The sequence below is a fragment of the Nocardia sp. NPDC005978 genome (genome assembly GCF_040614455.1).
Classification (GTDB): domain Bacteria; phylum Actinomycetota; class Actinomycetes; order Mycobacteriales; family Mycobacteriaceae; genus Nocardia.
On record NZ_JBEXUS010000023.1, the window covers coordinates 82,466 to 96,054 of the forward strand.

Annotated in this window: 13 protein-coding genes; 4 read left to right on the forward strand and 9 right to left on the reverse strand. The window is 69.4% G+C overall.

The window, feature by feature from the left end; translation table 11 throughout:
• The first annotated feature begins 30 nt into the window (after nucleotides 1-30).
• Complete coding sequence (locus ABZ319_RS13470) at nucleotides 31-507, forward strand: hotdog fold domain-containing protein (RefSeq protein WP_354986660.1); 477 nt, start codon at nucleotides 31-33, stop codon at nucleotides 505-507.
• Between the two features lie 419 nt (nucleotides 508-926).
• On the opposite strand, the gene ABZ319_RS13475 is transcribed toward ABZ319_RS13470, so the two are convergent.
• Genes ABZ319_RS13475 through ABZ319_RS13490 form a run of 4 tightly spaced genes read right to left on the reverse strand, consistent with a single transcriptional unit; the run spans nucleotide 927 to nucleotide 4,110 of the window.
• A complete protein-coding gene (locus ABZ319_RS13475) occupies nucleotides 927-1,487 on the reverse strand; it encodes an LppA family lipoprotein (protein ID WP_354986661.1) in 561 nt (186 codons plus the stop codon).
• Between the two features lie 16 nt (nucleotides 1,488-1,503).
• Complete coding sequence (locus tag ABZ319_RS13480) at nucleotides 1,504-3,255, reverse strand: alpha/beta hydrolase (RefSeq protein WP_354986662.1); 1,752 nt, start codon at nucleotides 3,253-3,255, stop codon at nucleotides 1,504-1,506.
• Complete coding sequence (locus ABZ319_RS13485) at nucleotides 3,252-3,578, reverse strand: hypothetical protein (protein ID WP_354986663.1); 327 nt, start codon at nucleotides 3,576-3,578, stop codon at nucleotides 3,252-3,254. Before ABZ319_RS13485 ends, ABZ319_RS13480 begins: the two co-directional genes overlap by 4 nt.
• 4 nt (nucleotides 3,579-3,582) lie before the next feature.
• Nucleotides 3,583-4,110 carry a hypothetical protein gene (locus ABZ319_RS13490; protein ID WP_354986664.1) on the reverse strand — a complete coding sequence of 176 codons (528 nt, stop codon included), beginning with the start codon at nucleotides 4,108-4,110 and terminating at the stop codon, nucleotides 3,583-3,585.
• A gap of 208 nt (nucleotides 4,111-4,318) precedes the next feature.
• Between ABZ319_RS13490 and ABZ319_RS13495 the strand changes: the two genes are divergently transcribed.
• The gene (locus ABZ319_RS13495) at nucleotides 4,319-5,551 is read left to right on the forward strand and encodes a lycopene cyclase family protein (RefSeq protein WP_354986665.1); all 1,233 of its coding nucleotides are present in this window, start codon (nucleotides 4,319-4,321) and stop codon (nucleotides 5,549-5,551) included.
• A gap of 28 nt (nucleotides 5,552-5,579) precedes the next feature.
• On the opposite strand, the gene ABZ319_RS13500 is transcribed toward ABZ319_RS13495, so the two are convergent.
• From ABZ319_RS13500 to ABZ319_RS13515, 4 genes are all read right to left on the reverse strand, one after another.
• Entirely contained in the window at nucleotides 5,580-6,608 is a 1,029-nt protein-coding gene (locus ABZ319_RS13500) for an SDR family oxidoreductase (protein WP_354986666.1), read from the reverse strand.
• Between the two features lie 80 nt (nucleotides 6,609-6,688).
• Nucleotides 6,689-7,561, reverse strand: coding sequence for an ABC transporter permease (locus tag ABZ319_RS13505; protein WP_354986667.1), 873 nt, complete (start codon nucleotides 7,559-7,561; stop codon nucleotides 6,689-6,691).
• The gene (locus tag ABZ319_RS13510; protein ID WP_354986674.1) at nucleotides 7,558-8,355 is read right to left on the reverse strand and encodes an ABC transporter permease; all 798 of its coding nucleotides are present in this window, start codon (nucleotides 8,353-8,355) and stop codon (nucleotides 7,558-7,560) included. The genes ABZ319_RS13505 and ABZ319_RS13510 overlap by 4 nt, the downstream gene beginning before the upstream one ends.
• Before the next feature lie 11 nt (nucleotides 8,356-8,366).
• On the reverse strand, nucleotides 8,367-9,479 hold the full coding sequence (locus tag ABZ319_RS13515; RefSeq protein ID WP_354986668.1) for an ATP-binding cassette domain-containing protein: 1,113 nt from the start codon (nucleotides 9,477-9,479) through the stop codon (nucleotides 8,367-8,369).
• 306 nt (nucleotides 9,480-9,785) lie between these two features.
• Between ABZ319_RS13515 and ABZ319_RS13520 the strand changes: the two genes are divergently transcribed.
• Nucleotides 9,786-11,291, forward strand: coding sequence for an aldehyde dehydrogenase family protein (locus ABZ319_RS13520; RefSeq protein WP_354986669.1), 1,506 nt, complete (start codon nucleotides 9,786-9,788; stop codon nucleotides 11,289-11,291).
• An 87-nt stretch (nucleotides 11,292-11,378) separates the two neighbouring features.
• On the opposite strand, the gene ABZ319_RS13525 is transcribed toward ABZ319_RS13520, so the two are convergent.
• Nucleotides 11,379-12,626: a helix-turn-helix domain-containing protein gene (locus tag ABZ319_RS13525; protein WP_354986670.1), complete on the reverse strand. Its 1,248-nt coding sequence runs from the start codon at nucleotides 12,624-12,626 to the stop codon at nucleotides 11,379-11,381.
• Between the two features lie 125 nt (nucleotides 12,627-12,751).
• On the opposite strand from ABZ319_RS13525, the gene ABZ319_RS13530 reads away from it, so the two are divergent.
• Nucleotides 12,752-13,546 carry an enoyl-CoA hydratase-related protein gene (locus ABZ319_RS13530; protein WP_354986671.1) on the forward strand — a complete coding sequence of 265 codons (795 nt, stop codon included), beginning with the start codon at nucleotides 12,752-12,754 and terminating at the stop codon, nucleotides 13,544-13,546.
• Nucleotides 13,547-13,589 lie beyond the last annotated feature (43 nt).

Below are 13,589 nucleotides of genomic sequence, written 5' to 3' on the forward strand. Positions count from 1 at the left end.
ACAGAACTTACTATTGAGTAAGATAGCGGTATGACACAAGAGACCGCCACCTACCGCGGCTGGAAGAAACTGCCGGACAACCGGCTCGGCCACACCCTGTTCTCCCTCGGCATGGTCGCGCGGGTCCCCTACTTCGGCACGATCCTGCCGACCGTCACCCGCCTGGAACCGGGCCTGTGCGAGGTCAGCGCCCCCAAGTGGTTCGGCATCCACAACCACCTGAGCACGTTCCACGCGATCGCCGCCTGCAACCTCGCCGAGGTGGCCATGGGCATGCTGTCCGAGGCGACGGTCCCCGGCACCCACCGCTGGATCCCCAAGGCGATGAACGTGCAGTACCTGGCGAAGGCGAACTCGAGCCTGCACGCGGTGGCGAAGCTCCCCGAGGTCCCGGACTTCACGGCGATCACCGAGGGCCGCGAGATCGTGGTTCCGGTGTCGATCTACGACCGCTCGGGGCTCGAGGTGGTGCACGCGGATATCACCACGTGGGTGACGCCGAAGTAGTTCGCGAGACGCCGGTGCGCGGCCGGGGCTGCCGCGCACCGCCGATTCCTGTTGCGAGGCAACAGGAATCGCGAGGACTACTCGGCGACCGGGGTGCTCGCGCGCCGCCACCCCGAGGACGAGCGGCGATCCGGCCAGCATCACGCGCGCGACCCAGTGGGACCGGCAGGCGATGACCACCTGCGCCAGGACCGCGAGCCACGACACCGCGAACAGGGTCTGTGCGCGGTGCAGGTGAGCGAACGTTCGCGGGCGCGAAGCCGCGCCGTTGCACGAGTCCGTGGCGAAACCGCTCACGACCGACAGCGCCGCGAACCCGAATGTCAGAATCAGCATGAGCAGCACCGCGACCGCGGACGGCACCCACCAGAACCTGCGATCAGTGGCACCGCGTTCCGGCGCTTCCGTGCTGCCGCCGCTCAATCCCGGTCCTTGACCTCTCGCGGGAGGCGGCAGCCGGTGTTGGAAGTGATGACCGTGGCCGCGCCGCTGCGGGCCCAGAGCACGGGGGCGTTGGAGCCGAAGTAGCGCACACCGTGGTTGCCGGCCTGCTCGGGGAAAGTTTCCACCTCGGTGGAGCCCAGCGGTGCGGCAAGCTCTTTCGCCCTCTGTGCGACGGCGGGCCACAGGTCGTCGGGAACGGGGCCCGACGCGGTGTAGTGGCGGAGGAAGAGCTTCACACCTTGGGACTTCTCGAAGGGCGGGCTGCACTCGGCACCCAGTTCGCTGTCCTTCCATTCCCACCGCAAGCCCGGTACGAGCGTGTCGATGTAGGCGGCGAGCTGCAGCACCGCGGCCTCGAGTTCGGCCTTCGATTCCTCGAGCGAAGGCAGACCCGCGAGCGTTCGCTCCGCGTTGTCCGATTCCGCCCGGCTGGTCTGTTCGGCAGGGTCCGACACCGCTCGATCACATCCCGTCATGGTCAGCAGCACTGCGGCCGCAGCGACATGTAGCCGAATTCGTTTGCGCTTCACTGTCATCGCCCCACGCTCGAAGTCATCGCACCCAGTCCAGAATTGCTCGGCCGAGGTCGGTCGGTCCCGTCTTGTAGCCGGGGTCCCCTTCGACCACCGGCAACCGGGCGACGACGGCGGCGATGTTGTATCCGGTCGTCCGGAGTTGTTCGCCGTCATCGCCCGATCGCGGGTATTCCGAATGACCCACCGCACCGTCGCGGCGGACGCCGTCGGGAGTTACCTCCGCACCCGTCTCCAGGTGCGTGAAACCAGGAATGTAGCCAGGACTCAGACCGAAGCCGTTGAGACTCGCCACGGCGTCGTCGTGCGCGGTCATCTCGTAGGCGTGGCCGGGGTCGAGGTTGAGCTTGTCCAGCGCGTTCTCCCACGGGTTGTACCCCGTGTCCAGGCCAGGCGAACCGTAGACGACCAGGTCGTCCACCGGATGGGGGCCGGGTTGCTGCAGGGCCATGCCGGTAAGGAGGGACCCGTAGGAGTGGCCGACCGCGGTCAGATGGGGATCCCCGCCGTGTGAGACGTGCAATCCCTGATAGAAGGACGCCAGCCTGGGTGCCGCGTTCGCCGCGAGGTCGTCGTGTGCCACGTCCCAGCCGCCCTGGGCGTTGTCGGTATCCCACCACTCGTCGGTATTGGCCAACTGCGGTGCGTCGTAGCCGATCCAGGCGATCGTCGCGACGGTGCTGTCGGGGCGATTCGCCGTCAGCAGGTCCGAGACAGCGGTGTTTCGCAACGTCGTGGCCTCGGCGACCATGCTGCCGATCGAACTGTGCACCGTCGTGTTCAGACCGGGCGTGGTGACCGAGACATGGTCCGCTGTATCCGGATTGCCGACCGAGACAGCCGCGTGCGCCTGTGCGCCCGATTGCGTGTCCAACAGCAGAAGCATGCGTTCGTTCTTCAGCGGCCCGGTGTTGACGGCCTTGTCGACCGCTTCGAGATCGGCGAGCTTGCCGCTCACCGCGGGGTCGCCGGCGCGGGCCCGCGCCAGTTCGTCCGCGAGCTTGATGCGGTTGTAGTGGTCACGCTCGGCGACCGGCATGCCGTCGCGATTACCGAGGTACTGATCGTGCAACCAGAGTGCGTCTTTCTCTTCCTGACCCAGGGTTTGCCAGAAGTCGCCGAAGCCCTGCTGATCGGCGGGCAGGGCGGCTTTGCTGTCGATGACGTCCTGCACCCGCTGACCGCGTTCGCCGAGGGATACCGAGACCCGCGAGGGGAGGGCCTTGACGGCGGTCAGCGGCTCGAAGGCGGAATCTATTGCGGCGGTCGCGTTTTCTACTATCTGGCCGAGGCCGGCGAGGGCCAGCTTTATCGGGGGCTCGTAGAAGGTTTTGGCGGTGTGGTTCAAAGCCCCCTGTGCCATTGCCAGGTCGGCGGGGGTCGCGTCGGCGGGGAGGGAGAGGGCGGCGTCGGGGGGCGTTACCGTGCCGTCTTCGGCGACCTGAAAGTTGTTTTTCTCGGCCAGATCTATCGCGGCGATCGTGATCTGTTGGGCCATAGCGATTTTCGTTCGAGCGGTCGTGGCGGTGGTGATCGCGGCGGTTAGGGCTGTGGTCAGGGTGGTTGCCGCGGTGGCGGTTTCGGTCACCGCGGCGCGGGCGCGGTCGGCAGCGGCGCCTTCCCAGAAGGTGGTGGAGGCGGCGTAGTCGCGGGCCGAAAGGTCCAGGTGGAGTTGGGTCGTGTCGCGGGCCGTTGTCCACTCGGCGATCTGGCGAGTGAGGGAATCGGGGGCCAGCGCGTAGGCCTGGGACTTGGTGACGGGGGCGGTCATGGGTTCGGGAGGTGGGTCGTCGCGTCCACGATGTTCAGGCGAACCGCGTTGTCGGTGTGGTGGAAGGCGTCCACGCAGCGGACGGTGTTGCCGCCGATCAGTTCCAGGGCCCGGCCTAGCGCGGCGGTCGCGTCGTCGGTATCCGCGGAGCGAGCGGCGCAGACCGTCCCGAGGCGGAAGCCGGCGAAGCCCGCGGCGACACCGGCCGCGGCCTGACCGGCGGGGAGTTCTTCGAGGGACCTGCCGTGGGCGCGCACCGTGGTGGCCAGGCTCAGGGCGTCGGCCTGGTCGATGCGGAGCGACTCGGCGAAGGGGCTCGGCACGGGACTACCGGCCCAGGCTGCGGCGCAGGAACGCCTGGTTCTCGCGGACCTCGTCCTCGAATTCGAGTTCACGGGCCAGCTCGGCGTCGGCTCGGGCGCGCGGTTCCCGGGCCGGGGGCACGGGTTGGGCGGGCGCGCTCACCGCGTGCGCGGATCGTGCGGTGGCGAGCTTCCCGCCGGACATCGACCGGGAACCAACCCCTGCCAACTCCGGCCGGGGCGCGTCGATCGCGGCGGTCGTGGCCTGCACCGCCGCCTCGATACGCGGGTCGGCGCGGAAGGCGGCGAGCGCGGCGGCCGCGTGGGCACGGGCGTCGGCGAGCGCCTGCTGAGCCAGGGCGGTGAGGCGGCGGCCCAGTTCGCCGCCGGTCAGGGCGGGGGCGCGGTCGTCGATGTGAATGGTGATCTCACCGTCGGCGCGGGCCTCGACCTGGAGCCAGCCGTCGGCGGAACGGGCCCGGGTGCGGGCGGCGGTCAGCGCGTCGGCCAGCCGGGCAGTGGTGTTCTGCAGCGGATCGCTGTCGTTCCTCATGGATTCCCCGGGCCTTGTCAGTAACTCGAAGATTGCGTGCTATCAAACTGACCAGTTTCAAACATCCCTTCGACCACCGTCTGCACAGCTGAGAGCAGTGTGCCGACTCGGCGCGGCCGATTCGCCGCAACCGCCCTCTTCGCGACCCCGGGGGTGCGAGGTCGCCCGGGTGCTGGCGGCCCGGGGACCCGGCTGTTTGAATGCGGGTATGAGTGGCCGGAAGGTCGGCGGAGCCGCCGATGTGTGCGTGGTGGGGCTCGGGCCCACGGGCCGGGCCCTGGCGCACCGGGCGATGCGGGCGGGGTTGCGGGTGGTCGCGGTGGATCCGCGGCCCGATCGGCTCTTCCCGCCCACCTTCTCGTGCTGGGTCGACGAACTGCCGGACTGGTTGCCGCCCGGCGTGATCGCCAGCCGCATCGAGGCCCCCGTGGTGTGGACCAAGAGCGCGCACCGTATCGACCGGCCGTACGCCGTGCTGTCCAAACGGGGCCTGCACGAGACCCTCGCGCTGGACGACGCCACCGTGATCGCCGGTCGCGCCCGGATCGTGCAGGCGCATCGGGTCGAATTGGCCGACGGCACCGAGGTCCGCGCGGCGACGGTGTTCGACACCCGCGGCATGCCCTCCCCCGCCAAACGCCGAACCGCCAGCGCACATGGCATTTTCGTGGACGAGGACATCGCCGCGCCCATGGTCAAGGCCGGCGAGGGCCTGCTGCTGGATTGGCGGCCCGAGAACGGCGCGGGCCCCGGCGCCCCGCCGAGCTTCCTGTACTCGGTGCCCCTGGGCGACGGCACGGTGATCTTCGAGGAGACCAGCCTCGGCCTGCGCGGCGGCATGCCGCAGCACGAATTGCGGCGGCGCACGCTGAATCGCCTGGCCGCGCACGGTATTCGACTACGCGGCGACGAACCCAGCGAGGCCGCGCACTATCCGCTCGACACCCCGCCGCCGGAAACCGGTCTCGGGCAGGTGATTCCGTACGGCTCGCGCGGCGGCATGATGCACCCGATCACCGGCTACTGCGTCGCCGATTCGCTGGCCCTGGTGGACACCGCGGTCGACGCGGTGCAGCGCGGCACGGATCCGGTCGAAGCGCTGTGGCCGTGGCAGGCGCGCCTCGTGTACTGGATGCGCATGCGCGGGGTCTACGGCCTGGGCCGGCTCACCGAGGCGCAGGCGATCGCGATGTTCGACGCCTTCTTCACCGGTTCCCCCCGCCAGCAGCGCGCGCTGCTGTCCGCGCACGACGATTACGCCGCGCTCGGCGGCGGCCTGTTCATGACGGTGGCCCGCACCTGGCCGTTCCGCTGGCGCTACGACCTGGTCGGCTGGACCAACCGCAATCGCTGGGTGGGCTGGGATTACGGCCGCCCGGAACCGCGCCCGGAACCGGATTTCCCGGGCACCCACGAGAGCGAGACCAGCACCGCGCCCTGAGCCCTCGATCCACGACGATCCCGGCGCGTCAGACCCAGTTCTCGATCCAGTACTTCCAGATCACCGGCGCGTACCCCGCCAGCGGCGGCACCTTGATATCGCTGCCGGCCAGCGCGGCCCCGGTCCGCGCGGTGTCGAAGCGGCAGCCGAACTCGCTGTGCTCGATGACGTCGCTGGGCACGCCGACCTGCTTCAGCATCCAGCCCATGCCCGGCACCTTCATCGTCATGTCGAGGGTCTGCTTTGGCATGACCTCGACCAGGTGCGGCGCCCCGGCCTCGTCGGCGAAGAGGTTGAACACGTCCGCGACGCTCTGCTCGCGCGGGTCGGCCAGGTGGTAGGTCTGGCCGTTGCCGCCGGGCCGATGCGCGATGTGGTCCAGCGCCCGGGCCACGAAGTCGACCGGGACCATGTTGGTGTCGCCGAGCTTGGGCGCGACCACCGGCAGGATGCGCGGCAATTGCGCCGCCATGCGCAGCAGCCGGAAGAAGTAGTACGGCCCCTCGATGCGATCGATCTCGCCGGTGCGCGAATGCCCGATCACGATGGACGGCCGGTAGATCCGCCACGGCACCGAATCCTGATCCCGCACGGCCTGTTCGGCGGCGAGCATGGCGCGCTGATACGGGGTGCCGAGCTGCTGGCCGACGTCGAGCATGTCCTCGGTGAAGGTGCCGTTCCAGCCGCCGGCCACGTGCACGGTCGAAACATGGTGCAGCAGGCCCGCTTCCAGGGTCGCGGCGAGTTCGGCGACGCGGCGGGTGCCGCCCCCGGGCACGGCGGCGTCGTAGCCGCCGGCCAGGTGGATGACGTGTTCTATCGAACCCCGGTGCGCCGCGATCCAGCCCGGATCCACCCCGAGCCCGGGTGCGCCGAGGTCCCCGCGCACGGGACGAACCCGGCCCTCTGCATCCCAGGCGCGCATGCAGCGGTTGAAACGCAGGACGGAGTCTTCACCGGGACGCACGAGCACATGGACGGGCCTGCCGCGTTCGAGGAGTTCGGGAACCAGAAATCGGCCGATGAACCCGGTTGCCCCGGTAACCAGGTAAGACATGGACTCAGCCTAGCGTGATCCACGACACACCCGGTTCCCGGCTCGACGACACACCCAAAGCTCGCATGCGGGACGAAATTTCACGCCCCGGTTTCAGCGGCCTTCCGATAACCGCGGATCGCGGGGTACGCGAACACCACGATCATGCCGACCGACCACGCCACCGTCTTCCACAGCGGGGTGGCGATGGGACCGTCGAAGGCGAGGCCCTTCATGGCGTCGATCGCGGTGCTCATGGGCTGGTTCTCGACCACGCCCTGCAGCCACGCGGGGTACGCGGCCACCGGCACGAAGCCGGAGTTGAAGAACATGAGCAGGTTGCTGATGATGCCGATGATCGACACCAGCATGATGCCCTCGGACAGGGTGGCCAGCGCGGTCACCAGCACCGCGAAACCGATCGCGAACAGCACCGGAATCAGGATCATCGCGATGGACGCCGCGGGGCCGTACCAGAATCGGAAGCCCAGGCAGACTCCGACCAGCAGCACGAAGATCGTGGTGATCAGCACCCGGATCGCCTCCGCCAGCAGCCGCCCGGTCAAACCGGCCGCCCGATGCGTCGGCATGGTGTAGAAGCGCCCGAGCAGACCGGTCGCTTTCTCGACCTTGAAGCCGAGCGCCGAGACGACCGATCCGGACATGGCCGCCACCAGCATGATCATCGGCGTGTGGCCGTACACGGCGGGGATGCCGGTGACCCTGGTGATCGTGTGGCCGAGCACGACGTTGAACATCAGCAGGGTGGCCGCCGGGTAGACCAGCGTCTGCACGGTGGTCGCGGGGTCCCGGGACCAGCCGATCAGCAGTCGCTTGCACTGGATGAGGCTCTGCTGCAGCCAGATTCGCAGGGCCTTCTCGTTGCGGGCGCGCACGACGGGCAACGGCTGATGACCGGCCCACGAATCCGCTTCGGCGACGGTGGCCCGATCGGCCTCGATGACTGTACTCATGATCGCCTCACACTCGCCCACACGGCCAGTGGCGTGAAGACCACCAGGCCGCCGATCAACCACACCAGCGGCACCCACAGCACCTGCCAGGTCACCCCGCCCGCGGCCATGTCACGCAGCGCGTAGGAGAACTGCGAGATGGGCTGATTGCGGACGAACGGCCGAATCCACGCCGGGAAGCCGTCTTCGGGCACGAAGCCGCAGGAGAGCATGCCGAAGATGAGCGTCGGCAGGGTCAGCGCCTGACTCAGCGATTCCGGACTCTTGGTCAGCGACCCGAGACCATCCGCGCCGATGGCCAGCACGGTGCCGACCGCCAGGGAGAACAGGCAGAACCACAGCGCCTGCTGCCACCCGGCCACGAAGCGGAAGCCGATCATGTGGCCCCAGCCCAGCGCGGCGGCGAGGGACACGACCGAACGCACCAGACCCGCCGAGAGCCGGGCCAGCAGCGGCACCATCTTGCCGATGGGCATGGTCTGCATGCGGGTGTTGAGACCGGTCATGGCTTCGAACGCGGCCAATTGCGCGTTCGACATCATGGTGAAGGACATGGTCTGCAGCACGATGATCGGCATGACGTACTGGGCGTAGTCGATGCCCTGGAACGACATGATGAATTTGAGCGGCAGGTAGAAGCCGAGGGTGAAGACCAGCGGAATGAAGACCGCGACGATCAGCTCGCCCTTGGTGGCCATGACCCAGACGATGCGCCCGGTCAGCGCACGCCACTGCGCGAAGCTGTTCGGTTTGGACTCCGGCATCCCGGAGAAGAGCTGTGCCCCGGCCGGCATGGCGGGGGCGCTCACTCGGCGGACGCTTTCTGCTCCGCGGTCTCCGTCGTCTCGACAGCGGTGGCGGCCTGCTCCGCGTCCGCCGTTGTCGGCACGGCTTCCGGCTTCGCCGTGACGGCCGCCGTGTTCTGCTCGGCGCCGTGCCCGGTGAGAGTGAGGAACACATCGTCGAGCGAGGGGCGACGCAGGCCGATGTCGGCGAGTTTGATGCCCGCGGCGTCGAGCTTGCGCAGCGCGTCGGACAGGGTGCCCGCACCGTCGGGCGCGGGGATGGAGAGCCGTTCGCCGGTGGTCACGGTGCGGACCGCCTCGGGCACGAGTTCGCCGAGCGCTTCGACGGCCTTGGCGAGATCGCTCGGATCCAACGGCACGATCTCGCAGTAGCTGCCGCCGGTCTTCTCCTTGAGGGCGTCGGCGGTGCCCTCGGCGATGACGGTGCCCTTGTCGATGACGATGATGTTGTCGCTGAGCACGTCGGCCTCTTCGAGGTACTGCGTGGTCAGCAGGACGGTGATGCCCTGGGTCTTGAGGGTGTTGACCAGATCCCAGACGCCCTGGCGGCTGCGCGGGTCCAGACCGGTGGTGGGTTCGTCGAGGAAGACGACCTCGGGGCGGACCACGAGTCCGCAGGCGATGTCGACGCGGCGGCGCATGCCGCCGGAGTAGTGCCGGACCGCGCGGCGGCCGGCGCCGGTGAGGTCGAATTCCTCGAGCAGGGTGTCGGCGCGCTGTCGAGCGGCCTTGCGCTGCAGACCCATGAGACGGCCGAAGAGTTCGAGGTTCTCGCGGCCCGAGAGGTTCTCGTCGAGGGCCGCGTACTGGCCGGTCATCATGATCGAGCGGCGGACGGCCGCCGGATCCTTGCGCACATCGTGCCCGGCGACGCGGGCGATGCCGGAGTCCGGGCGCAGCAGGGTGGACAGGACCTTGACCGTGGTGGTCTTGCCGGCGCCGTTCGGGCCGAGAATGCCCAACACCTGGCCGCGGGCGGCGCTGAAGCTGATGCCCTGCAGCGCGTGCACATCGCCGAACGACTTACGAACGTCCTCGACGAAAACGGCCGGTTCGCTCCCTATGCTGTGCGTCTCCGCGGTCTGCGAATCCGGTTTGTCCAAGCTCGGCATCAACTCTCCACTATCGGCATAGGCGGGCAATTCCGTCGCCCCGTTTCGGCAGGTCCCCACATCCCATCCGGGATGATCCACTCCACCGTGCGCGATGTTACCGGGGCACCAGTTTCGAGGACGTTTCTTTGCCGAAGCAGCTATCCGGCAAACGTGTGCTTGGTCACAAACCGATGGGTTTACGAATAGCCGCTGTTCCGGGCGCAGACCGGGCGGTATGTGTCGATTTTCGTACCTTGTCGGGTCCGCGCACCGCCCATAGTCTGGCGGGACGGGGAGAATTTCATTGGCCACGAGAGGGTGACCATGGCCGAGTCTGCGCAGCCGCGGTCGGAATCCCATCCGCCGCGGGCCACGGTGCGCACGGGAACGGGCCGACCGAAGGTACTGACATCGTACGATCCACGCACCGGCGAGGTCGTCGGCGATTTCGCCATCATGGGCGCCGGTGAGCTGACCCGCGCGGTCCGCTCCGCCCGCACCACCGAACAGTGGTGGGCGGCACTGGGATTCGCGGGCAGAAGGCGCTGGCTGCTGGACTGGAAACGCGTGATCGCGCGCGGCACCCGCGACCTGGTCGAGCTCATCAGCACCGAGACCGGCAAACCCCGGATGGACGCGGCGATCGAGGTGACGCTCGCGATCGAGCACCTGGATTGGGTTGCGCGCCATGCGGAAAAGACGCTGGGCCGCCCCACCCGCGCCCGCGCGTGGTTCCGGCGGGCCGAGCCCGGCGTGGTCGGCTACCGGCCGCTCGGCGTGGTCGGAGTCCTGGGGCCCTGGCACAATCCCGTTCTCACGCCGATGAATTCGATCGCGAGCGCCATGGCGGCCGGGAACGCGGTGGTCTTCAAGCCCAGCGAGCTGACGCCCGGGGTCGGTGCCTGGCTGGCCGACAGCTGGAGTCGACTGTCTCCCAATCAGCCTGTGCTGCAGGTGGTCACCGGTGACGGTTCGACCGCCGCCGCGCTGTGCCGGGCCCGGCTGGACAAGATCGCGTACTCCGGGTCGGTGGCGGGCGCCCGCGAGGTCACCGCGCTGTGCGCGCAGAGCTCCACTCCCCTGGTGGTCGAGCCGGGCGGGCGCGGCGCGATGATCGTCCAGGTCGACGCGCGACTCGACATCGCCGCCGCGGCAGCGGTTTACGGGTCGATGTCCAATGCGGGCCAGCAACCCGCGGGCGTGCACCGGGTGTACGTGGCGGAATCGGTGTACGAGCCCTTCCTCGAGCTGGTGGCCGAACAGGCCCGCCGGCTGCGACCGGCCGCCGATCGGCGCGCCTCCTACGGGCCCATGACCCTGGACTCGCAGATCGACGTGGTGCGCAGGCAGGTCCGGGACGCGCTCACCCGGGGCGGGCGGCCGGTGGTCGGCAGCCTGGAGTCGATTCGCGAGCCCTACATCGAACCCATTGTGCTGACCGAGGTTCCGGAGGTCAGCCTGGCCGCCACCGGCGAGGCGACCGGGCCGGTGCTCATCGTGAACCGGGTCGCGACCATGGACGAGGCGGTGGAACGCGTCAACGGGCACGAAAGGTCGCTGCCCGTCGCGGTTTTCACCCGCGATCTGCGCAGCGTGCCGGAGTTCGCCGAACGGCTCCGCACCGAGCTGGTGACGGTCAACGCGGCCCCGGCGTACGGGGTGCACGGTCCGGGCCGGATCCGGGACGCGCAGCGGCTCCGTGAATTCGCACGGCCGCAGGCGATCGTGGAGAAGCGCCGCCGGGATCCGGTGGATCTGGGCACCTTCGACCGGCATCCGCAGCGGCTGCGCATGGCGCGGGCGCTGTTCCGGTTGCGGCACCGGGTCTGAGCCGCCGGGCCCGAGCACCGGGTCCGGCCGCGGCGTCGATTCCATACGATCGAGCCTGCGCGGCGGTCGCTTTCGCGGCCGGGCGACCTAGGCGACCGGTTCCGCCGCGTTCGCGGTGTCCGCGCCCAGCAGCACCGCGCTCATGAGCGCGGCGACCCGGGCCATTTGCGCGGGGCGGGAGTCGAAGCGCAGGCGTCGGCCCACATCGACGACCTGGCCGATGGCCGCGTGCACCCGGAAGCGCGCCTCCACCTGATCGCCCTCGAGCAGATTGGCCCACTCCAGGACGTTCTGCCGCTGGATCGAGCGCAGCCGATGCTGTTCGGAGGCGGGCAGATTGGAGAACTCGGCGAAGTACACCGGCAGGATCTCGGGCATGTGGAAGGTCATGCGGGCGAAGCGCTCGGCGATGCGCACCGCGGCGTCCGAACGGCTGGTCGCCTCCGAGAGCGCCTCGGCGTTGGCGATGGCCACCCGCTCGCCGGTGCGGTGGAAGGCCGCGGCCAGCAGGTCGGCCTTGCTGGCGAAGTACCGGTACACGCTGGAGGCGTTGATGCCGGCGGCCGCGCCGATCTCCTCGATGCTGGCTTCGTGGTAGCCCTGGCGGCCGAAGATGCGGATGGCCTCGGTCAGCAACTGCTCGCGCTTGGAGATGACGGGCAGGCCGCGCACGATCGGATCGCCCGCGGGCTGGGGCGGCACCGGCGGCAGGTCGGCGCGCAGGATGTCCCAGCAGATCTCGTTGAGCAGGCCGACCAGGCGCGTGTTGGACAGGGCCGTGCGGTGCGCGGTGACACTGCCGATGGCGCTGAGCACGGCGGCCGCGCGCAGGCTGATGTCGGCGGGGTCGGCGTCGGGGTAGAGCGCGGCGATCGCCGCTTCCATGGTGGCGTGCAGTTCGGTGTAGATGACGCGGATGCGCGCGCGGTCCTCGCGTTCGAGGTAGCGGCGCTCCCAGCGGTACAGCCCGCCCTCGCGACGGCAGTCGATGGTGTATTCGGTGATGCCGCGGAACAGCGCGGTGAGTCGCGGTTCCGGTTCGAGGTTCGGGTCGTCCGCGGCCTTGGCGGCGTCGAGCAACTGCTGGGCCCCCATTTCGGCGGCGGCGACCAGCATGGCGTACTTGTTGTGGAAGTGCCGGTACAGCGCGGGCCCGGAGATGCCGACCTCGGCCGCGATCTCGTCCACGCCCACGGGGTGATAGCCCCGCTCAGCGAAGGCTCGTGCGGCCACCCGCACGATCTGCGCCTTGCGATTCTTGGGTCGTCGGCGGGGGCCGGATTCGGCGGCCGGTCGCGCGTCGGCGAGTCCCACCTCGCTGCGATCGGCGACCATGCGCTTTCTCCTTCCGAACGGCACCGGCTGTTGACAGTGCCGGACGAGTCACCCTAAGTTAACCACAATTCGCACAGCTGAACACATCGCGCGGGCTAATTCGCCGCACGCGGGCAGGAGTACCGATGAGCATTGCCGCGACGACCCCGGGCTACACCGCCGTGCTCGACGGGCGGGTGCTGCGCATCACCATCACCAATCCCAAGCGCAAGAATGCCATCGACTACGACACCATGGTCGGTCTCGGCGAAACCGTGCTGGCCGCGGCGGCGGAACCGGCCGTGCGGGTGATAGTACTGACCGGTGCGGGCGGTGACTTCTGCACGGGCGCGGATCTGTCGGCCAGTCCCGCCGAGGCGGCCCGCGGCATCACCCCCGAGATGACCATGGTGGCGGCCAATCGGATGATCAAGGCCATCGTCGACGCGCCCGTACCGGTTATCGCCCGGCTACGGGGTGCGGCGGCCGGGGTCGGGGTCGCGTTCGCGCTCGCGGCGGATCTGACCTACGCCACCGAGGACGCCTACCTGCTGCTGGCCTTCATCAATATCGGGCTCATGCCCGACGGCGGCGCGGCGGCCATGGTGGCGGCCGCGGCGGGGCGGCCGCTGGCGGCGGAGATGGCGCTGCTCGGCGAGCGGCTGCCGGTGACCGACGCGCTGCGGCACGGGCTCGTCACCGGCGTGCTGTCCGAGGCGGAGCTGGACGCGAAGGTCGAGGCCGCGGCCGCCAAGCTCGCGCACGGTCCGCGCCGGGCCATCGAACTCACCAAGCGCGCGCTCAACGCCGCGGCGCTCACCTCGCTCGACGCGGCGCTGGCGGCCGAGGCCGTGGGGCAGCCGGAGCTGCTGCGCTCCCCCGATTTCGCCGAGGGCGCGAACGCCATGCTCGGGAAGCGCCCGGCGGTTTTCGCACAGTAGGTTTCCACCGGTCGCCACGCGGAGCCCGGGGGACGGCGACCGT